Annotated in this window: 20 protein-coding genes; 9 read left to right on the forward strand and 11 right to left on the reverse strand. The window is 66.8% G+C overall.

Annotation, left to right across the window (positions count from 1 at the left end; genetic code table 11):
• Positions 1 to 23 precede the first annotated feature (23 nt).
• Positions 24 to 500, forward strand: coding sequence for a hypothetical protein (locus PSR88_RS08340; RefSeq protein ID WP_011594591.1), 477 nt, complete (start codon positions 24 to 26; stop codon positions 498 to 500).
• 6 nt (positions 501 to 506) lie between these two features.
• On the opposite strand, the gene PSR88_RS08345 is transcribed toward PSR88_RS08340, so the two are convergent.
• A complete protein-coding gene (locus PSR88_RS08345; protein ID WP_016883011.1) occupies positions 507 to 989 on the reverse strand; it encodes a VOC family protein in 483 nt (160 codons plus the stop codon).
• Positions 990 to 1,083: 94 nt separating this feature from the next.
• On the opposite strand from PSR88_RS08345, the gene PSR88_RS08350 reads away from it, so the two are divergent.
• Positions 1,084 to 1,812 carry an SDR family oxidoreductase gene (locus tag PSR88_RS08350; protein WP_011594593.1) on the forward strand — a complete coding sequence of 243 codons (729 nt, stop codon included), beginning with the start codon at positions 1,084 to 1,086 and terminating at the stop codon, positions 1,810 to 1,812.
• Between the two features lie 2 nt (positions 1,813 to 1,814).
• On the opposite strand, the gene mddA is transcribed toward PSR88_RS08350, so the two are convergent.
• Complete coding sequence (gene mddA / locus PSR88_RS08355; RefSeq protein WP_009474334.1) at positions 1,815 to 2,597, reverse strand: methanethiol S-methyltransferase; 783 nt, start codon at positions 2,595 to 2,597, stop codon at positions 1,815 to 1,817.
• A gap of 134 nt (positions 2,598 to 2,731) precedes the next feature.
• Here mddA and PSR88_RS08360 point away from each other — a divergent pair, with 134 nt between their 5' ends.
• From PSR88_RS08360 to PSR88_RS08370, 3 genes are read left to right on the forward strand one after another with little or no spacing between them, the layout of a single operon-like run.
• Positions 2,732 to 5,944: a DEAD/DEAH box helicase gene (locus PSR88_RS08360; protein ID WP_016883010.1), complete on the forward strand. Its 3,213-nt coding sequence runs from the start codon at positions 2,732 to 2,734 to the stop codon at positions 5,942 to 5,944.
• A 46-nt stretch (positions 5,945 to 5,990) separates the two neighbouring features.
• A complete protein-coding gene (locus PSR88_RS08365; RefSeq protein WP_009474336.1) occupies positions 5,991 to 6,407 on the forward strand; it encodes an acyl-CoA thioesterase in 417 nt (138 codons plus the stop codon).
• 44 nt (positions 6,408 to 6,451) lie between these two features.
• Positions 6,452 to 6,883: a hypothetical protein gene (locus PSR88_RS08370; protein WP_011594597.1), complete on the forward strand. Its 432-nt coding sequence runs from the start codon at positions 6,452 to 6,454 to the stop codon at positions 6,881 to 6,883.
• Between the two features lie 8 nt (positions 6,884 to 6,891).
• Here PSR88_RS08370 and PSR88_RS08375 read toward each other — a convergent pair whose 3' ends face one another.
• Both PSR88_RS08375 and PSR88_RS08380 read right to left on the reverse strand, forming a co-directional pair.
• On the reverse strand, positions 6,892 to 7,629 hold the full coding sequence (locus tag PSR88_RS08375) for a pyrimidine reductase family protein (RefSeq protein ID WP_011594598.1): 738 nt from the start codon (positions 7,627 to 7,629) through the stop codon (positions 6,892 to 6,894).
• The gene (locus tag PSR88_RS08380) at positions 7,629 to 8,156 is read right to left on the reverse strand and encodes a flavin reductase family protein (RefSeq protein WP_016883009.1); all 528 of its coding nucleotides are present in this window, start codon (positions 8,154 to 8,156) and stop codon (positions 7,629 to 7,631) included. The genes PSR88_RS08375 and PSR88_RS08380 overlap by 1 nt, the downstream gene beginning before the upstream one ends.
• A gap of 39 nt (positions 8,157 to 8,195) precedes the next feature.
• Here PSR88_RS08380 and PSR88_RS08385 point away from each other — a divergent pair, with 39 nt between their 5' ends.
• On the forward strand, positions 8,196 to 9,890 hold the full coding sequence (locus PSR88_RS08385; RefSeq protein ID WP_016883008.1) for a stealth family protein: 1,695 nt from the start codon (positions 8,196 to 8,198) through the stop codon (positions 9,888 to 9,890).
• Here PSR88_RS08385 and ppk2 read toward each other — a convergent pair whose 3' ends face one another.
• On the reverse strand, positions 9,891 to 10,835 hold the full coding sequence (ppk2, locus tag PSR88_RS08390) for a polyphosphate kinase 2 (RefSeq protein WP_011594601.1): 945 nt from the start codon (positions 10,833 to 10,835) through the stop codon (positions 9,891 to 9,893).
• A gap of 56 nt (positions 10,836 to 10,891) precedes the next feature.
• Between ppk2 and PSR88_RS08395 the strand changes: the two genes are divergently transcribed.
• A complete protein-coding gene (locus tag PSR88_RS08395; protein ID WP_016883007.1) occupies positions 10,892 to 11,245 on the forward strand; it encodes a helix-turn-helix domain-containing protein in 354 nt (117 codons plus the stop codon).
• Here PSR88_RS08395 and PSR88_RS08400 read toward each other — a convergent pair whose 3' ends face one another.
• The 3 genes from PSR88_RS08400 to PSR88_RS08410 all read right to left on the reverse strand — a co-directional run bounded on the left by PSR88_RS08400 (position 11,246) and on the right by PSR88_RS08410 (position 13,649).
• Positions 11,246 to 12,175 carry a phosphodiesterase gene (locus PSR88_RS08400; RefSeq protein WP_016883006.1) on the reverse strand — a complete coding sequence of 310 codons (930 nt, stop codon included), beginning with the start codon at positions 12,173 to 12,175 and terminating at the stop codon, positions 11,246 to 11,248.
• Positions 12,176 to 12,312: 137 nt separating this feature from the next.
• A complete protein-coding gene (locus PSR88_RS08405; RefSeq protein ID WP_016883005.1) occupies positions 12,313 to 13,185 on the reverse strand; it encodes a slipin family protein in 873 nt (290 codons plus the stop codon).
• Positions 13,182 to 13,649 carry an NfeD family protein gene (locus PSR88_RS08410; RefSeq protein WP_016883004.1) on the reverse strand — a complete coding sequence of 156 codons (468 nt, stop codon included), beginning with the start codon at positions 13,647 to 13,649 and terminating at the stop codon, positions 13,182 to 13,184. Before PSR88_RS08410 ends, PSR88_RS08405 begins: the two co-directional genes overlap by 4 nt.
• Positions 13,650 to 13,788: 139 nt before the next feature.
• On the opposite strand from PSR88_RS08410, the gene PSR88_RS08415 reads away from it, so the two are divergent.
• On the forward strand, positions 13,789 to 14,598 hold the full coding sequence (locus PSR88_RS08415) for a HugZ family protein (protein ID WP_016883003.1): 810 nt from the start codon (positions 13,789 to 13,791) through the stop codon (positions 14,596 to 14,598).
• Positions 14,599 to 15,264: 666 nt separating this feature from the next.
• On the opposite strand, the gene PSR88_RS08420 is transcribed toward PSR88_RS08415, so the two are convergent.
• Positions 15,265 to 15,651, reverse strand: coding sequence for a TM2 domain-containing protein (locus tag PSR88_RS08420; RefSeq protein ID WP_016883002.1), 387 nt, complete (start codon positions 15,649 to 15,651; stop codon positions 15,265 to 15,267).
• Positions 15,652 to 15,899: 248 nt separating this feature from the next.
• On the opposite strand from PSR88_RS08420, the gene PSR88_RS08425 reads away from it, so the two are divergent.
• Complete coding sequence (locus PSR88_RS08425) at positions 15,900 to 16,940, forward strand: HNH endonuclease (protein ID WP_020476814.1); 1,041 nt, start codon at positions 15,900 to 15,902, stop codon at positions 16,938 to 16,940.
• 282 nt (positions 16,941 to 17,222) lie between these two features.
• Here PSR88_RS08425 and PSR88_RS08430 read toward each other — a convergent pair whose 3' ends face one another.
• Both PSR88_RS08430 and PSR88_RS08435 read right to left on the reverse strand, forming a co-directional pair.
• Positions 17,223 to 17,513, reverse strand: coding sequence for a hypothetical protein (locus tag PSR88_RS08430; protein ID WP_157180168.1), 291 nt, complete (start codon positions 17,511 to 17,513; stop codon positions 17,223 to 17,225).
• A gap of 137 nt (positions 17,514 to 17,650) precedes the next feature.
• Positions 17,651 to 18,289 carry a hypothetical protein gene (locus PSR88_RS08435; RefSeq protein WP_157180167.1) on the reverse strand — a complete coding sequence of 213 codons (639 nt, stop codon included), beginning with the start codon at positions 18,287 to 18,289 and terminating at the stop codon, positions 17,651 to 17,653.
• Between the last annotated feature and the right edge of the window lie 49 nt (positions 18,290 to 18,338).

The following is an 18,338-nucleotide window of genomic DNA, read 5'->3' on the forward strand; positions in this document are numbered from 1 at the left end:
CCGCGCCGCGAGGGGGTCGACTGGTGATCTTCGTTTCCCGTTTCGTGCCGTCCCCCGTCGAGCGCACCGTCCGGAGGGCGGCCTCGGCTGCCGAGGGGCCGGTCCGCGTCGCCGTATGTGCGGTGACCGTGCCGATCGAGGTCGCGAAGACGTCGTTCCACATCCTCCGGCTCACCGAGGAACTGCTCGAGGAGGTCGTGTTCCTGTTGCGGACGATGCGGCCGGTGGTCGAGGCGGTGAGCACCACCCAGCAGTCCGACAATTTCGACACGGTGTTCCGGACGCTCGAACAGATCCAGCAGTCGGCCGACGCGATCGCCCGCACGCCGATCGGGGTCGTCCGGAGCGTGTTCGCGCCGGCCCGTCCGTCGCCCGAGCAGATCGACTATCACCCCACGATCATCGACGCCGAGCCGCCGAAGCCGTCCGGCGTGGCGGTCCGGATCGCGTCCCTCACCGTGACGGCGCCGAGCATCACGTTCGGCAGTCCGAAACGCTGACCCGGGCTATCGTCCGGGAAAGAAGTCGGCGCTCTGCACGTAATCCATTGCGGCGGTGAACGTCGGGTCACTCATGCGCCTGGTCATCTCCGCCCCCTCGACGTCCTCGATGTGGGTCTGGACCCACCAGAGGTTGCCGAACGGGTCGCGGACGCGTCCCACGAGGTCGCCCCAGAACAGGTGCGTCGCCTTCGTCACCAGCGTGCCGCCGGCCGCGACGGCCTGCGCGAGCACCGCCTCCGCGTCGTCGACGTAGAGGCGGAGGAACCCGGGCGTCGGCGGCCAGTCGGGTCGGGCATCGAACATCATCACGACGGCGTTCCCGATCCTCACCTCGGCGTGCCCGATGGTGCCGTCCTCGCCCACCATCCGTCCGAGTTCCTCGCCGTCGAACGCCGCCTTCACGTAGTCGATGAGCGCGGCGGTGTCGCGGGAGATGATCCACGGTGTGACGGTGGTGTAGCCCTCGGGAATCGGATCGACGATCATGCGGTCCTCCTGCGTCGGCGAATCGGTTCACTCACCGTAGAACCGATAGCGGTCAGCTTCGGTCCGCATTTGATCGCCCGGATACGCTCGTATCGTGTCCGAACACATCCTCGTCACCGGTGGATCCCGCGGCATCGGCGCAGCGGTGGTGCGCCTCGCCGTGCACCGCGGCTACCAGGTGACGTTCACGTTCCAGAACGACGACGAGGCCGCCGAGCAACTCGTCCACCAGTGCGGTGTCCGCGCCACCGCGGTGCGGGCAGACGTCCGCGACGCGGATGAGGCCGTCGCCGTCGTCGATGCGGCCGACCAACGCGGTCAGCTGGTCGCGTTGGTCAACAACGCGGGGACCACCGGCGCGCTCGGCACGTTCCTCACCACCCCGGACGCAGTGGTGCGGGAGGTGTTCGACGTCAACGTCTTCGGGGCGATGGCCTACGCCCGCGCGGCCGCCGAGCACTGGATCCGAACAGGGCGCCCCGGCGTCATCGTCAATCTCAGTTCGATCGCGGCCCGCACCGGCGCACCGGGCGAATACGTCGGGTACGCGGCCTCCAAGGCGGCCGTGGACAGTTTCACGGTGGGACTCGGGCGGGAACTGGCGAGCGCGAACATCCGCGTCGTCGGCGTCGCTCCCGGTACGACGGACACCGACATCCACGCCGCTGCCGGCGACCCCGGACGACCCGGGCGAGTGGCCGGGAAGGTGCCACTCGGCCGGGTCGCGGAACCCGAGGAGATCGCCGAAGCGGTGCTGTGGGCCCTGTCCCACCAGGCGTCCTACGTCACCGCCACGACCATCGACGTCGCCGGGGGTCTGTGACGCTAGCGCCCTCGCGAGCCGACCCTCGGGACGAGCATCGGCACCCGTGAGCGGTAGGTGCGGTAGTCGTCGCCGAACGTGTCGACCAGGTCGTGCTCCTCGAAGCGCACCGCCACCAGGATGAAGCCGGTGGTCCCGACGGCGAACAACAACCGGCCCCAGGTCATCGTAGGCGCCACCCAGAACGCGATGATGAAACCGGCATAGAGCGGGTGCCGGATCACCCGGTACAGCACAGGGGTCCGAAAGTGACTGGGCAGAGCCGACTTTCCGCTCTGGTTCCGCAGCACCTGGCGCAGCCCGAACAGGTCGAAGTGGTCGATGGCGAATGTCGCCGCCAGCACGAGGGCCCACCCGCCGAGCGACACGACGTAGATCACGACGCGGACCCAATCGGTCTCCACGTCCCAGATCTGCTCGGGTAACGGACGCCATTGCCACATCAGCAGCGCCAGCGCGGCCGTGGCGAACAGTACGTACGTCGAGCGCTCCATCGGTTCGGGGACGATCCTGGTCCAGCGTTTCTTGAACCAGGGCCGGGCCATCACCGAATGCTGCATGGCGAAGACCGTCAGCAGCACCACGTCGATGACCACGGCGACCGCGACGGGAGCGTCGGGGCCGTCGTTGATCGTGTGGGGCACCACGAGTCCCTCGACCCATCCGATCGCGTACAGGAACACGATCAGGAACGTGACGTACACGAGCGTGCCGTACACGGTGATCAGTGTTCGCGCGACTCCACCAGTGCGATGTTTCCGGTGTGCTTCGACCATCTCGGCCATGATGTTCTCTCCGATCCATGGGTTTCCCCCGACGCTCCGAAGTCTCCGATCGGGCGAGGTGCGGAACAAGGAACCCTGGGGTGGGAGTCGCCGCACCCCGCGACCGTGTCGGATGAGTTGACTACCCTGTTGCCATGCTTCCCGGGGACTTGCGCGACATCGACGTGGCGTCGATCAAGGCGGTCCTCGGCACCACCACGTACACCCGCGGCGAGCAGTACGCCCGCGACCACGCGGTCATCGAGATGTCGTGGGATCCGGCGGCCAAGGAGCTGTGGGGCGAGGTGGCGGGCACGGCGACGGAACCGTACTCCGCGTCGGCGTTCATCGTCTCCAGCAGCGGCCGCACCGTGTACCGGTACGGGATCTGCACGTGTCCGGTCGGCATGAACTGCAAGCACGTCGCCGCCCTGCTGATCACCGCGATGAAACAGGCGAGGTCCGAGGCCCAGTCGGCAGTCGCGCCCACCTGGGAACGCTGGCTCGGTTCCCTGCTCACCGCCGATCCGTTCGGCGACTCCGGCAGGCGTTCGCCGCTCGCCATCCAGTTCCGGGCCCAGGCGTCGGCCGCCGCCGCGGCACCCCAGTTGCTGGTGCGGCCCGTCCAGCCGGGGAGTAAGGGCTGGATCGTCGGCGGGCTGGCGTGGAACAAGCTGGGCAGCCAGTTCCAGCACCCCGCCGAGCAGATCCGGGTGCTGCACGAGATTCACCTGCTGTCCGTCGGCGGTCTGACCTACCGCCGCCAGAACCACACCGATCTCGATCTCAGCGTCTTCCCCAGCCGCCAGCTGTGGTCGCTGCTCGACGAGGCCGCCCGGGTCGGTGTGGAGCTCATCCACTCCTCCAAGCGTCTGGGCGCACTCGCCCCCTACCGCTCGGCGGAGGTCTGCCTCGACGCCACCCGCGACGACGCCACCGGCGCTCTCGTCGTGCGGCCGGTGGTCCGCGTCGACGGCGAACCTGTCGACGCAGTGACCGTCGGCTTCATCGGCGTCCGGGCCCACGGCCTGTTCTACGTCGACGCGGACGAGCGCATTCACCTCGCGCGCCTCGACTCCGTCGTGCCCGGCCCCTTACAGGATCTGGTGCGCCGCCGCACACCCATCGAGGTTCCCGCCGCCGAAGAGTCCCGTTTCCTGACGGACTTCCTGCCGAAGCTCCGCAACCTGGCCACGGTCATCTCCTCGGACGGCTCGTTCGTCCCACCCGCGATCTCCGAGCCCACCCTGGTGATGCGGGCGTCGTATCTCCCCGACCACGAGGTCGCCGTCGACTGGGAATGGCTGTACACCGTCGGGGACAACGAGCACCGTGCGCCGCTGTCGGGCCGGACCCCCGGCGACGAGTACCGGGACGACGCCCGCGAGCGCGCACTGCTCGACGAGCTCGACATCGCCTGGGACAGATACGGGTTGGGGTCGGGCAGTCCGGAAGCGACGGCGCTGCGCGGACTCGACACGATGCGGTTCACCACCGAGGTCCTGCCCCTGCTCCACGGCAAGTCCGACGTGTCGATCGACGTTTCGGGCGAACCGGCCGACTACCGGGAGGCCGGCGATTCCCTGGCCATCGGGGTGTCGGTCACCGCATCCGAGGGCGGCACCGACTGGTTCGATCTCGGCGTCACCCTCACCGTGGAGGGCCGGGACGTGCCGTTCGACCAGGTCTTCTCGGCTCTGGCCGCGGGGAAGACCGCGTTGCTGCTGCCCGACGGCGCCTACTTCTCCCTCGACAAGCCCGAACTCCACACGCTGCGGAGGCTGATCGACGAGGCGCGGGCCCTCCGCGACCGCGCGGACGGGACGTTGCGGCTGAGCCGTTTCCAGGCCAGCCTGTGGGACGAGTTCGCGGCGCTCGGCACCGTCGAAAAGCAGGCGACGCAGTGGCGGCAGCAGGTGGACGGCCTGCTCGCGCCCAGCACCATCGGTCCTGCGGAAGCCCCGAGCACGCTCGACGCCCGGCTGCGTCCGTATCAGCTGGAGGGGTTCCGCTGGCTGGCCTTCCTGTGGGAGCACGGGCTCGGCGGCATCCTCGCCGACGACATGGGGCTCGGCAAGACGCTGCAGGCGTTGGCGTTGATCTGCCATGCGCGGCATTCGAATCCGGCAGCGCCGCCGTTCCTCATCGTCGCCCCCACCAGCGTCGTGTCGAACTGGGAGTCCGAATCGGCCCGCTTCGCTCCGGACGCGACCGTCGTCGCGATCTCCGACACCCGATCCCGGCGGCGCGTCCCGTTCGACGAACTGGTCGAGGGCGCCGACATCGTCGTCACGTCGTACACCCTGTTCCGTTTGGAGTTCGAGGCCTACGCGGAGTCCGCGTGGTCGGGGATGATCCTCGACGAGGCGCAGTTCACCAAGAACCATCAGTCCAAGATCTACCAGTGCGTTCGCCGGCTGGAGACGCCGTTCAAGCTGGCGATCACCGGCACGCCGATGGAGAACAACCTGATGGAGCTGTGGTCGCTGCTGTCGATCACCGCCCCGGGCCTGTTCCCGAATCCGGCCCGGTTCACCGACTACTACCGCAAGCCGATCGAGAAGCAGGGCGACACCGAACTTCTGGCGCAGCTGCGCCGCCGGGTGAAGCCGCTGATGCTGCGCCGCACCAAAGAGCAAGTGGTGAAGGATCTTCCGGCCAAGCAGGAGCAGGTGCTCGACGTCGAACTGCACCCGCGGCACCGCAAGGTCTACGACACCCACCTGCAGCGTGAGCGGCAGAAGATCCTCGGCCTGCTCGCCGACGTCGACAAGAACCGCTTCACGATCCTGCAGTCGCTCACCCTGCTTCGGCAGCTGAGCCTCGACGCCGGACTAGTGGACGCCGAGTATCACGACGTTCCGTCCGCGAAGGTGGACGCCCTGCTCGAGCAGCTCGCCGACGTCGTCGCGGGCGGTCACCGGGCGCTGGTGTTCAGCCAGTTCACCGGGTTCCTCGGCAAGATCCGCGACCGGCTCGCGGACGCCGGGATCGCGCACAGCTACCTCGACGGCAGCACCCGGCGTCGCGGCGACGTGCTCCGCGAGTTCAAGGAGGGCGCCGCCCCGGTGTTCCTGATCAGCCTCAAGGCGGGCGGCTTCGGGCTGAACCTCACGGAGGCCGATTACTGCTTCATCCTCGACCCGTGGTGGAACCCGGCAACGGAGGCTCAGGCCGTGGACCGGGCGCATCGCATCGGGCAGACCCGGAACGTGATGGTGTATCGGCTGATCGCGAAGGACACGATCGAAGACAAGGTGATGGCGCTGAAGGCGAAGAAGTCGGCGCTGTTCGCGAGCGTGATGGACGCCGACTCCCTGCTCAGCTCCAGTCTCGACGCCGACGACCTCCGCGGGTTGTTCGAGTAGTCCCCTGAGAACGCCGGTGCGCCGGGGTCTGGGTAATGTCCGATCCATGCCTCGTTACACGATTGCCCTGCGGAACAACGCCACGCCGGACGCGCCGGCGTCCGTAAGCCGCCATGTGCCGTTCTACTGCGCGCACGAGGCGGCGGGCGCGGCGTGGAAGCGGGCGCTCGTCGAGGCGTGCGGCGACCTGCTCGACCCGGTCACGCAGACCGCCGTGGTGAACGTCGTCAGCAACTTCGGACGCGAACTGTTCACCGGTGACGCGGACGTCGTCGTCACCCTGGACCGGATCGGCACCACCTCCCTGACCTTCCAGATCACGGTCCACCAGGACGGCGTGCAGGCCGCGGAGCTGACCGTCGTACTCGTGCACCTCGATTCGAGCCGGGCGAACTCGGCGCCGTGGTCGCCGGCGCAGATCGCGGCGCTCGAGGCGCTGCGGGGCGCTCCGGCCGTCGCCTGACCTCGATCGATCGAAGTTTCAACGAAGCCTGATCTGGGCATTTGATGCGTATGAGTATCGAAGACGGGCCCGGTGACACGCTGAGCCCAAGCGAGAGCCTGGACTCCGACGACGTGCGCAACAACGACGGCGACGACGTCGTCGATCCGCCCGATGGGTGGAGTGAAGCCGACAAGTTCGGCACCACGGCGCGCGAGGAGCGGGAGGGTGAGTCCCTCGACGAGAAGTTGTCGGAGGAAGAGCCCGACGTGATGCTCGAGGAGCAGAGCGAGGTGTCGTTGGAGGATCTCCCCGACGACCAGCTGACCGAGGACGTCGACCGTGTCATCGACGACGAGGACATCGACATTCCGGTGTTCGGAAACAAGCATGCCGACGTGGTCGAGGGCGTCATCGTGCAGGACTCGCGCACCGACCGGGGGCAGATCGACGGGTCCGCGGAGGACGGCGATTCGTTCTTCACGGTCCTGGACTGACGGCAGTGTCAGCCGCGCTGCGTTCCCCGGCCGTAGCGCAGGTAGAGAAAGTCGTCGTTGATCAGAGCATGCTCGAGTGAAAGTGTGCGCGGCGCTTGCACTGTCGGGCCAGACGATGCGGGCAGTGTTTGCGGACCGGCCAATCGCGGGGCGAGGGTCAGGCACATCTCGTCCACCAGATCGTGTGTGACGAGATCGTGGAGGAGGGTGGGGCCGCCCTCGCACAGGATTCGGCCGAACCCGCGGTCCCGCAGAGCGGCCATGAGGGCAGGCATCTCGACGCTGTCGTCACCCGCCACGACGATGTCCGCCGACTCCCCGAGTGCTGCCCCGCGCGTTTCTGCCACCCGTCGGGTGGTGACGACGATCGGCCTGACACCACCCGCGAACAATGGCGAATCCGGCGGAACGTTGCCCGTTCGTGTCACGACGGCAATCGGCGGTGGTGCGTCGAGTCCCCACCGTTCGAGTCGATACCGAGCCTGTTCCTCCGTCAGCTGCACCGGTCCGTACGTTTCGGCGCGGACGGTGCCGGCCCCGACCAGAACCACGTCGGCATACGCACGCATCGCGCGCAGAAGTTGGTGATCCACCGGGTCGGACAGGGGCCGGACGCGTCCGCCGAACGCCGCCGCACCGTCCAGGCTGGCAACCATGTTCACCCGTACCCCGTCCGGCGGGTCGCGGTAGAACTCTTCCGCCGACACCTCGTCGGCACCGCTGCTCAGCTTGCGCATCTGCGGCATCACGCCTCGTGCCCGGGTTCGAGGTCGCGCACGTCGGAGAAGGTGACCAACTGCCCGAGGTCGTCCGGGGCGGATCCGGTCTCCGGGGCGAGGAGGAACGCGACGTGGTCACCGAGTTCGAGTCGTTCGAGGATTCGGCCGCTGAACCACGCCGGTGAATTGTCCAGGATCGGCAGCCCGTGGGGGCCGGGATGCCAGTCGCACCGGGCGAACTTGTCGATCTCGTCTCCGGTCTGCGCGCCGAAGAGCGTCGCGAGCGCGACGTGGTCACGGGTCAGGATATGCACCGCCAGACGCTCCGCGTGCGAGGCCACCGAGAAGGTGTGATTCTTGTTGGACAGTCCGACCAGGAAGCGCGGCGGATTGATGCTGACCTGCGACGCGAACCCGACGAGGCACCCCGACATCTCGTCTTCCGACCGTGTGGTCACCACGAACATCGGATAGTTCAGGAGCGCGACGACGTCCTCGAAAGCCTGACAGGCATCCCGATCAGTTGCGTCGATGTCCCCGGTGCGATCGGCCATGGGTCCTTCCTAACAGATTCCGGCCGGGAAGCGTCCGACGTGGTACTTCGCGTCCGACGCTTACTCGAAGGCGGTAGCCGCACCGCAGCGCCTAGACTGGGCAGGATCGCACTCGCGACAGCCACCGAAAGGCCCGACATTACTCAATCCTCCGCTCCGCATGACGTCTACTTCGTACCCCCGGAGCAGGAGACCGCGGACGCCGTCGCCCATGCCTCCGCCGCCGCGGCGTCGAGGTTGCGTGACCGCGCCGACGTGGTCCGGTTCAAGGGCCGCTTCGCGCTGCCGATCACGCACACCACGCCGCACGAGGCGATGGTCGAGGACCTGCTGTTCGTCCGCGACGTCCTCGACGGCGCCGGGATCGAGTATCTGCTGGTGCGGGGCAATGACGAACGCCCGGTCATCGCGGTCAACTGGGCGCAGCGGAAGGCGTTGCGGGCGGCCCTGGTCGCCGCGTGTGAGGACCGTCCGTTCTACTCCAAGACCGTCGACGCCAAGGGTCCCGCGGTCCTCGTGTCCGACGGCAGCCTGTCCGCGACGTCGAAGGCCCGCATCTTCCGGCTGTTCCGTCCGCGCGTGCACCTGGCGAGCGGCCTGAGTTACGGGGCGTCGACGGGGGTGCAGATCGAATTGTGGTCGATCAGCGACGACGAGATCGTGCTGCCGATGGAGAACTCCCTGACCCGGCGTGTGGTGCGTTCGGAGGAGGCGGTTCGCGGCACCGTCGAGCGGTTCGGGCGGGTGTGGCCCACCATCGAGAACATGTTCGCCGACCATGCGTCGGACATCAATTTCGACGTCGACCTGGTGTTCTCCTGGGTGGACGGCTCGTCGGCGGAGTTCCAGGCGCAGCGCGCCAAGCGGATGCAGAGCTATGTGGTCGGCGAGGGCGACGACTCGGCCGCCCGGTTCCGGCAGATCGACGAACTCAAGTACGCGCTGCGCTCGGTGCACATGTACGCGCCGTGGATCCGCCGGATCTTCGTGGCCACCGACTCCGACCGTCCGGCGTGGCTCGCCGACGACCCGCGGGTCACGTTCATGCCGAGCGAGGAGTTCTTCGCCGACCCGTCGGTACTGCCCACCCACAATTCGCAGGCCGTCGAGAGCCAGCTGCACCATATCCCCGGTCTCGCCGAGCATTTCCTGTATTCCAACGACGACATGTTCTTCGGCCGCTCGGTGGGTCCGCAGATGTTCTTCTCCCCCGGCGGCATCACGATGTTCATCGAGGCGACCACCCGAATCGGGTTGGGCCACAACGACGACGAGCGCAGCGGTTTCGAGAACGCGGCCCGGGTGAATCGCCGGCTGCTGCAGGACCGCTTCGGTCTGATGACCACCCGGCACCTCGAACATGCCGCCACCCCGCTCCGCAAGAGCGTGATGGAGGAGATGGAGAAGGAGTTCCCCGACGAGTTCGCCGCCACGGCCGCAAGCACTTTCCGTGCCAGCTCCAACATTTCGGTGACGAACTCGCTGTATCACTACTACGCGTTGATGAGTGGTCGCGCGGTGGTGCAGACCTCGGCGCGGGTGAAGTACGTCGACACGACGATGAAGTCAGGGCTCCGCGACATGGACTCGTTGCTCGCGAAGCGGTCGATGGACTTCTTCTGTCTCAACGACGGCAGCGCACCCGAGATCGACCTGGAATTGCGGACCAGGAAGGTGACGCAGTTCCTGGAGAACTACTTCCCCATCCCGGCGCCGTGGGAGACCGGGGTCTGATCAGACGGCGGGAAACGCGTCTTCCGGGCGCTCGCCCTCGTCGTAGACCGTTGCGGGAGAACCGATGAGGAGCGGGTCGGGGGTGCCGACCACCCGCGGGTCCTTGCCGGTGTAATCGAATTTGTGGAGCACCCAGCGGATCGCCTCGATCCGGGCGCGCTTCTTGTCGTTCGATTTCACGACGGTCCACGGCGCCTGCGGGGTGTCGGTGTAGAAGAGCATCGCCTCTTTGGCCTCGGTGTAGGCGTCCCACTTGTCGAGGCTGGCGAGGTCGGTGGGTGACAGCTTCCACTGCTTGACGGGATCGGTGCTGCGGGACACGAACCGGGCGTGCTGCTCCTCGCGGCCCACCGAGAACCAGAACTTGACGATGTGGATGCCCGACTGCACGAGCATCCGCTCGAACTCCGGCGCAGACCGGGTGAACTCCAGGTACTCGTTGGGGGTGCAGTAACCCATGACGCGTTCGACGCCGGCCCGGTTGTACCAGGAGCGGTCCATCATCACGATCTCCCCGCCCGCGGGCAGGTGCTGCACGTACCGCTGGAAGTACCACTGGGTGCGTTCGCGTTCGGTGGGCTTCTCCAGCGCCACCACCCGCGCGCCACGAGGGTTGAGGTGTTCGGTGAACCGCTTGATCGCGCCACCCTTGCCGGCCGCGTCCCTGCCTTCGAAGATGATGACGAGCTTCTCGCCGTTCTCCTTCACCCAGGCCTGGAACTTGAGCAGCTCGATCTGCAGTTTGCGTTTGCGGTTCTCGTACTGCCGCCGCGTCATCTTCTCGTCGTACGGGTACCCGTGCCGCCACGGCTCGTCGGTGTCGTCGATGGCGTGTTTGCGGCCGGACTTGCGCAGCAGCTCCCCGATCTCGTCGATCTCCGGGGTCACGTCGATCTGGCCGGCACGCGCGAGTTCGAAGGCGTCGGGATCGTGCAATTCGTCCACACAGCAAGACTACCGCCGCGAGGCCTCGCCGTCCGGGCTCATGAGATCGTGGACCCATGAGCATCGACCACATCGTTTCCGCGCTCGACTCGACGGTCGCGGCCGAGCTCCGGACCGCCCTCGACGGTTCGCCGATCGTCACCCTCGATGGAATGGTGTTACCCGACCCCGCGCGCGACGCGGTGCTCGAATTGCTCACCCTGCTCGCCGACGGGCAGAGTGTGGCGCTCGGTGCAGTCGCGGACCTGCTCACCACGTCGCAGGCCGCGGAGATCCTCGGCGTCTCCGACACCTATGTGCGCCGGCTCGCCGACTCCGGCGCGCTGCCCATCGAGATGCGCGGCACCCACCGCCGGTTCCGGCTCTCCGACGTCATGGCGTACCGGGAGAAGTTCCCGCGCAGGGGCTGACTACACCCGCACCCGCATGACGGCCTGCTCCCCGGTGTCCGGGATCCGCACGCCCTCGGCCGCGAGCCGCTGTTCGGTTTCCTCGGCGGTGACGTATTCGCCGACGGTGTCGTAGCTGCCCATCGGGACCACCGAGTGCACGATCGTCTCCGGGTACACGTGCACCAGGTTGTAGCCCTGGGCGCCGTCGCGTCCGCGCAGCGCCCCAGCCGGGACGTTGAGGTCCTGGGTGTAGCAGGTGGCAGACGCGACGGAGACGGGGATGCCCGCGAACGTCGCCGTCGTCGAGTAGTGCAGATGTCCCGCGAGGATCGACCGGACGTCGCTGCCGCGGAGCACGTCGGCGAGGCGCAGCTGGTCACGCAGTTCCACCAGCACTGCCAGGTCGAGGACGCACGGCACCGGCGGATGATGCAGCGCCAGAATGGTCCCGTGCGGTGCCGGAACCGCGAGCTGCTGTGCCAGCCAGAGCAGTTGGCTCTCGGAGATCTCCCCGTGGTGATGTCCCGGCACGGTCGTGTCGAGGGTGACGATGCGCAGTCCGTCGACGTCGTGGACGTGGTCGATCGGCTCGTACGACGGTTCCTGCCCGAGCAGTTCCGTCCGGAAGTGGCCGCGGTCGTCGTGGTTGCCCATCGCCCAGATCACCTGCGCACCGAGCGACGCGGCAACCGGTTCGACGATCGCCCGCAGCTTCTCGTAGGCGCCCGGCTGACCGCGGTCGGTGAGGTCGCCGGTGAATACCAGTGCATCCGGGCGGGCGTGCGACGACTCGATCTCCGTGAAGATCTGCCGCAGGGTGGCCTCGCTGTCGACGGCCCCGTACAGCAGGTCGTCGTCGACGAGATGGGTGTCGCTGAGGTGCAGCACGAAATGTGACGGTCGCGGATACTCGGCCGTCCGTATGTCGGCTGCCTCTGTGCCGCTCATCGGTCTCTCGCTTCCGCTCGCCCCGACGGGGGCAGGTGCCCGGGTGGACGCCACTGTTGGTCCACCCTAGCCAAGCGCACTCCGGTCACCTCCCGGGGCACGCGCGGTGGCCGGACGGTGAACGGTGGGGCACGACGTCAGTTTCGTGCGTGGTGCGGTGTGCGCGTCTCCGGGCCCGCGGGCGGGATCATCGCGGCGAGGTTGGCCTGGGCCTCGAACCGGGCGCGCTCGTCGCCGTCGTCCGCCGCTGCCGCGTCCTTGGCCGCGGTGAGGAATGGGCGGACCAGGTCGAGGGGCATCGGGAAGACGACGGTGGAGTTGTTCTCGCCGCCCATGGCGCTGAGGGTCTGCAGGTAGCGCAGCTGCAGGGTGGTGGGGTTGCGGCTGATGACGTCGGCGGCCTCGACGAGCTTCGCGGAGGCCTGGAACTCGGCTTCGGCGTTGATGATCTTGGCGCGACGCTCGCGTTCCGCCTCGGCCTGCCGGGCGATGGCCCGTTGCATGTTGGCGGGGATCTCGACGTCCTTGATCTCGACGGTGGTGACCTTCACACCCCACGGCTCGGTCTGCTGGTCGATCACCTTCTGCAGGTCCTCGTTGAGGCGTTCCCGCTCGCCCAGCAGGGCGTCGAGGTCGGCCTTGCCGAGGATCGAGCGCAGGGTGGTCTGGGCGATCTGCAGGGTGGCGGCCAGGAAGTCCTCGACCTCGACGATCGCCCGGTCGGCGTCGACCACCCGGAAGTAGGCGACGGCGGTGACCTTGGCAGGCACGTTGTCGTGGGTGATCACTTCCTGGACGGGGATCTTCAGGGTCACGGTCCGCAGGCTGACCCGTTCCATCCGGTCGATCGCCGGGATCAGCAGCACCAGTCCCGGGCCCTTCAGGTCGACCAGCCGGCCCAGCCGAAACACGACGGCCCGCTCGTACTCCCGCAGCACCCGGATCGAGCTGCTCGCGACGACGGCGAGGAGGGTGATGACGACGCACAGGATGACGATGATGGTGGTCATAGTTCGATCTCCCACGGTTCACGGCGGCGCACGGTGAGGGTGAGTCCGCGGATCTGCTCGACGATGACGGAGTCGCCCGCGGTCGGTGTCTCGTCGTCCCCGAACAGTGTTTGCGCCTTCCACAGGCTTCCGGCGGCCTCGACCTGACCTTGCCGTCCCTTCCAGTTGCGGACGGTGGCGTCGGATCCGATGAGCGATTGCATTCCGGTGCGCACGGGCGCGTGCCCGGCGGCGAGTGCCTTCCGGCCGCCCACCACGGCGAGACCCACTCCGACCACCGCGACTCCGGCGGCCGCCGGGATGGCGATCATCTGTGCGGTGTCGCTCGAGGTGAACAGCAGCCACACCCCGGCCCCGACGAACAATGCGCCGAGCCCGCCGAGCACACCCGCGGTCGGTGCGTGTGCCTCTACGACGATCAACAGCACACCCAGCACCAGCGCCAGCACGCCCAACGCGGTCATCTCGCATCACCCACGATCACGCTTCACGAGGACCCGGTCGCACTCGCATAGCCACTCGGCGATCGAGCCCTCAGTTCAACGGTAAGCGCAGGTCGACGGCAATGCCACCGGCAATTTCCGGCGGGGTACCGTTCAACGAATGACCAACCAAGATCACGGAGATCCCGGCGACGCCCCGACCGTGCCACCGCCGTTGGAGGAGGTCGCCAACCCCGCCCGCCCGTCCGCTGCCGAGGAGGCCCGGACGGTCGCGGCCACCACCAATGTTGGCACCCTCGCTAGCCTGACCAGGGACGGCGACCCGTGGGCGTCGTTCGTCACCTACGGTCTGCTCGACGGCTCGCCGGTGCTGTGCGTGTCGCAGATGGCCGAGCACGGCCGCAACCTCGCGCACGATCCCCGCGCCAGCATCGCGATCGTCGCACCGAACCCGCCTGCCGATCCGCTGGCCAGCACCCGCATCACGCTCGCCGGGTACGTCTACCGCCCGGAAGGCGACGAACTCGCCGCCGCGCGGGAGGCGCACCTCGCGGCCGTCCCGGCAGCGCACGTCTACATCGACTTCAGCGACTTCTCCCTCTGGGTACTGCGGGTGCAGCGTGTGCGGTGGGTCGGCGGCTACGGGCGAATGGACTCGGCGAGCGAAGAGGCCTACGCCGCCGCGACGGCAGACCCCATCACCCCGCATGCCGGCCCGGCGATCGAGCACCTCAACGCCGACCACGCCGACGCCCTGCGCGCGATGGCCCAAGCGCTGGGCGGCTTCCCCGACGCGAAGACGGCAACCTGCGAGGGCGCCGACCGCTACGGACTGGACCTGCGCGTCACCACCCCCCGCGGCGTGGCCGTGACACGCGTCGGATACGCGGCGCCTCTCCAATCGATCGACGAGTTGCGTGCGGCGACAGTCGCTTTGACAGATCAGGCCCGGGCGCTCACCGGTCGGTGAGCACGCGACGCCTGGGGTGACCCCCTCCCCGACCGACCAGCCCCGATGAGAGCGGCGAGCTTCGTGCTCGCCGCTCTCGCGGACCGAAAATGTGCGTGGTCGGTCCCTAGAATCCCCAATAGGCGCAACCATCTCCACCGACCAGACCGTCGCGGCACGCGCGATATGCCTCGAGGCAGCCTCCGGTCGCACAGCCACTCGCCTCGGCATCCGCTCGGCTTCGCTCTTCCACGTCCGAGGCAATTGCTGCCGGGTCAGGGTACGAACCGCCGGTGTACGGATTGCGGCAAGTGACGCCGTCACATTCGAACGCGTTCGCCTGGCGTTCACTTTCGAGGTAACGCTCGCCGCCGAGTTGATCGAAACACCACTGCGAGTAGGACGTCGTCCCGTCGCTCCACAGAGCCGGCCCAGGCGTGCCCTCGTAGCACTCGACGACGGAGGGCTCCGCCTCCACCGGTTCCGGGGTCGCAACTACCTCGCTCGCTTCTGTGACGACGGGGGCAGGCCGCACGACGTCCGTCGTGCTTGGAGGAAGCGCTGCTGCAGTCGTCGTTGCCACGGGGGCCGCTGACGTTGCCGTAACCGCGGGCGGTGGCTCGGACGCGCCGTCACCGCAGGCGGTCAGTACGACCGCGAGCGCGGCGATTGCAAGACAATGCTTCATCACCGCAGCGGGAGTCCGTTCTTGTCCTTCGGTTCGCCGGCGAGGAGCACGATGCCATCGATGAGTGGCCAGATCCACGCGACGAAGAGCCACATGCCGAGGCTGACCACGGTCAACACGATGTTCACGATCAGCATCGCGAACCCCAGCCCGGTATGGCCGGCGTAGAAGCGCCCCGCGCCGAAGTACCCAAAGAAGATGCTCAGCAGGCCGGCGGCGAGCTTCGTCTTGTGGGAGTACGGCAATCCCGTCACCGGGTGGTACCCGTACGCCGCGGGCTGCTGCAGTCCCGATCCCGGGCCGAAGTTCTGGGCGGGATGCGCAAAGGGCTGCTGCCCGTGCGGCTGCTGCGGTTGGTCGCCGTAGGGGTGCTGCGACTGAGTCATGAAAATCCGTCCTTCGACGATGTTTGGGTACGGAGCCGAACATAAGGGCAGGCGAACGGGCTTAGCCGACCGAATCGACGTCCTCCCCTACGACTGAACACTTCGCAGTTCGTTCACCGCTCACTTGGTAACACCGAGCGCACGGCCGCGGTATCGGTTGCCTGACCGTATCTTTCGGGTACACGAATCAACCTCGAGGATTCTGACCGGCGCCCAAGCACTCCGACCCCGGGCGTAGTGTTCACCCGGTGACGAGTCTCGACCCAGTCGACGTGGCCGGTCGCGTGGTGCAACTGCTCGAGTCCGGGCGTCGTGAATCGACGTACAAACTGGCGACGTTGCTCGCGCTCGTCGACATTTGCGTCGAGAACAGAGCCGCACCGGACGGCAGTCTGATGGTGCCGATCAACGAGATCACGCACCGGATCGTCGCCTACTACTGGCCTCAGGTTCGTGTCTTCAACGATCATGGCCGACTGTCCCAGAACAAGAGCGGCCGATCCGTACCGGACCGAATCGCCGAAGTCCGCATCCAGCTTGCCACCGCAGGGGTCCGGACCGCTGAAGCCGCACGGGAAGCCGAACATCCGGCCTATGTACGACTCATCCGCTCCTTGCGACTCACCGTCGCGCAGCAACCACTCACGCATCTGCAAACGGTCCCGCACGTGCGCAACGGTGGCACGCGCGACGACTTCCTCTTCGATGCTTCGCGTTTCCACAAGAAGATGACAGTGGACCAGGTCGACCGCATTGGCACGATCACTCTGCGGCCCGGCATACCGGAGGGCCTGCGTCGCACATCCGCACTTCTTCGAGCCTTCATCCGGAGCGCGTGGACCCAGGACGTCGTCACCTTCAACCGCGCCGAACTCGACGCGGAAGACCTGGACGGCTTCCTGTTCGGCACGGATCGCACCGCGCTGCGGTCGCTGGTGGAACCGTTGCGTGACCTCCAGGACGATCTCTGTTTCTACTGCGGCAGGCGCATGGCGTCCGACGTCCACATCGATCACGTCATGGCGTGGTCCGTGATTCCGATCGACGGTGTCGCCAACCTGGTCGCGGCCGACAGCCGCTGCAACCTCGACAAGTCAGCGAGCATCCCCGCGCGCGTGCACGTCGACCGCGCACTCGAACGATCCGACCTCTCTGAGGTCGCGCGCACAACGCGAGTTCCGCTGTTGCATCGTCGAACGTCGTCGGCGGCCGACGGCGTGTTCGGGTCCTTGCCCTCCGGATCACTTCTCTGGCGAGGCGTTCGGGACTACGAATCGCACATCGCTTGAAGCCGTGTCTTACGGGATTACCGCCAGGCTGAACTACACGTCGCGAGAAAGCACTCAAGAGCCGCTCGATGAGAACTGCAGGGAGTCGATCAGAACGCCCATCATTGTGACTCCCACGACCGAGCAGCATTGGAGTCGGCTGCGACGTCGAACATCGTTCTGGGCAAAACCATCCCGAAATCGGCGAATTGCACCGGGTGACCGACAGCGCAAGTATGCAACGCAAGTATGCAACGCAAGTATGCAATAGGAATACTTAGAGGTTATCCACAGGCCACACGCCTATACAGCGAACCACGGCTTCTGCTCGGCACCTTCGTCCCTCAATGCTTGGAGAATCTTCCTAGCCTTCTCGCCCTCATAGAAGCCGCGGGACTGAGGAGTGAACCCCAGCTTCTTCTTAATCCGTTCTACCGAGAGCCCGTGATCGAATAGAACGGTCTTACTATCGTCTACCCGAATATCTTTCCCACGACCACCGTCGACAGTCGCCACGTCCAAGCAGAAGGCGACGGGCGGGTCGGTCTCAAGGATCGTTAGCATCAGGTCACCCGCACGATAGGTGCTTGGCACGTACCAAACCTTGCCTAGACGCCGCACGGATTAGACGGATTAGTACGTCTTCACCGCTTCCTTCCATGGCGATCCCTTACAGACGTACAACCGCTGCCCCTTCTTGAGCAGCGGAATCGGCGTCTGACCGTTCTCGCTCACGACTCCCCCTTCGCACGATCGCTCATGTAGTTCCAGATGGCCGCGTCCAGCGCTCCGGGGCTGCATTTGAGGAACCCAGCCGTGTATGCGACGAGGCCTGCGACACCCGCGTAGTCCATGCTGTCGACACCGGCCTCGCGAACAAAACCGGCAACGTGCTGGTCAACTGCGACATGATTGTTCGAGCCAGTGAGGATGGCGATGTAGTCGAGTGTCTTGGGTCCAACGTGCTTCACCCGCCCCAATGCAGCGCGAGTTTCAGACTCAAGTCGGGCGTCTCGGAATCGTGCGGCCAACTCGGGTACTGTCTCGACGCTGATCTGATCTAACGCAGTCGCTAGATCGCGAACCTTTGTGAGCTTGGGAGAAGATGGTCGCCACCTAAGGAATGACGCCAGGTCCTCGGAATCGAGTCGCGCGACGAAACCGCTTAGCACCTTGGCGTCAGGCCACTCATCCCTCACCTTCTTCGCGCGCGGGTGCACGATCGTCCTGTACTTCGTCCGCGGTTGGAGCGCCGCGTCCGTAATGAGCGCACCCATGTGATCCCACGAACGCTCGTCTTCCTTCGGGGATAGCCCTACCGCCGAGATGTGGGCGACTAACTGCTCGACTTCACGAGGTAACGGTTGCATGGCTGCGATGGTCGCACGGGGAACCGACTAAGATCAGTTGAATCGCACG

This window comes from Rhodococcus sp. DK176 (assembly GCF_038447315.2).
GTDB lineage: Bacteria > Actinomycetota > Actinomycetes > Mycobacteriales > Mycobacteriaceae > Rhodococcus_F > Rhodococcus_F jostii_A.

Coding starts and splice junctions, on each gene's coding strand:
- PSR88_RS08345 (WP_016883011.1), bottom strand. CDS start 989: ATGATCGTCGATCCGATTCCCGAGGGCTACACCACCGTCACACCGTGG.
- mddA (WP_009474334.1), bottom strand. CDS start 2,597: ATGGCCGAGATGGTCGAAGCACACCGGAAACATCGCACTGGTGGAGTC.
- PSR88_RS08360 (WP_016883010.1), top strand. CDS start 2,732: ATGCTTCCCGGGGACTTGCGCGACATCGACGTGGCGTCGATCAAGGCG.
- PSR88_RS08365 (WP_009474336.1), top strand. CDS start 5,991: ATGCCTCGTTACACGATTGCCCTGCGGAACAACGCCACGCCGGACGCG.
- PSR88_RS08370 (WP_011594597.1), top strand. CDS start 6,452: ATGCGTATGAGTATCGAAGACGGGCCCGGTGACACGCTGAGCCCAAGC.
- PSR88_RS08375 (WP_011594598.1), bottom strand. CDS start 7,629: ATGCCGCAGATGCGCAAGCTGAGCAGCGGTGCCGACGAGGTGTCGGCG.
- PSR88_RS08380 (WP_016883009.1), bottom strand. CDS start 8,156: ATGGCCGATCGCACCGGGGACATCGACGCAACTGATCGGGATGCCTGT.
- PSR88_RS08395 (WP_016883007.1), top strand. CDS start 10,892: ATGAGCATCGACCACATCGTTTCCGCGCTCGACTCGACGGTCGCGGCC.
- PSR88_RS08400 (WP_016883006.1), bottom strand. CDS start 12,175: ATGAGCGGCACAGAGGCAGCCGACATACGGACGGCCGAGTATCCGCGA.
- PSR88_RS08405 (WP_016883005.1), bottom strand. CDS start 13,185: ATGACCACCATCATCGTCATCCTGTGCGTCGTCATCACCCTCCTCGCC.
- PSR88_RS08410 (WP_016883004.1), bottom strand. CDS start 13,649: ATGACCGCGTTGGGCGTGCTGGCGCTGGTGCTGGGTGTGCTGTTGATC.
- PSR88_RS08415 (WP_016883003.1), top strand. CDS start 13,789: ATGACCAACCAAGATCACGGAGATCCCGGCGACGCCCCGACCGTGCCA.
- PSR88_RS08420 (WP_016883002.1), bottom strand. CDS start 15,651: ATGACTCAGTCGCAGCACCCCTACGGCGACCAACCGCAGCAGCCGCAC.
- PSR88_RS08435 (WP_157180167.1), bottom strand. CDS start 18,289: ATGCAACCGTTACCTCGTGAAGTCGAGCAGTTAGTCGCCCACATCTCG.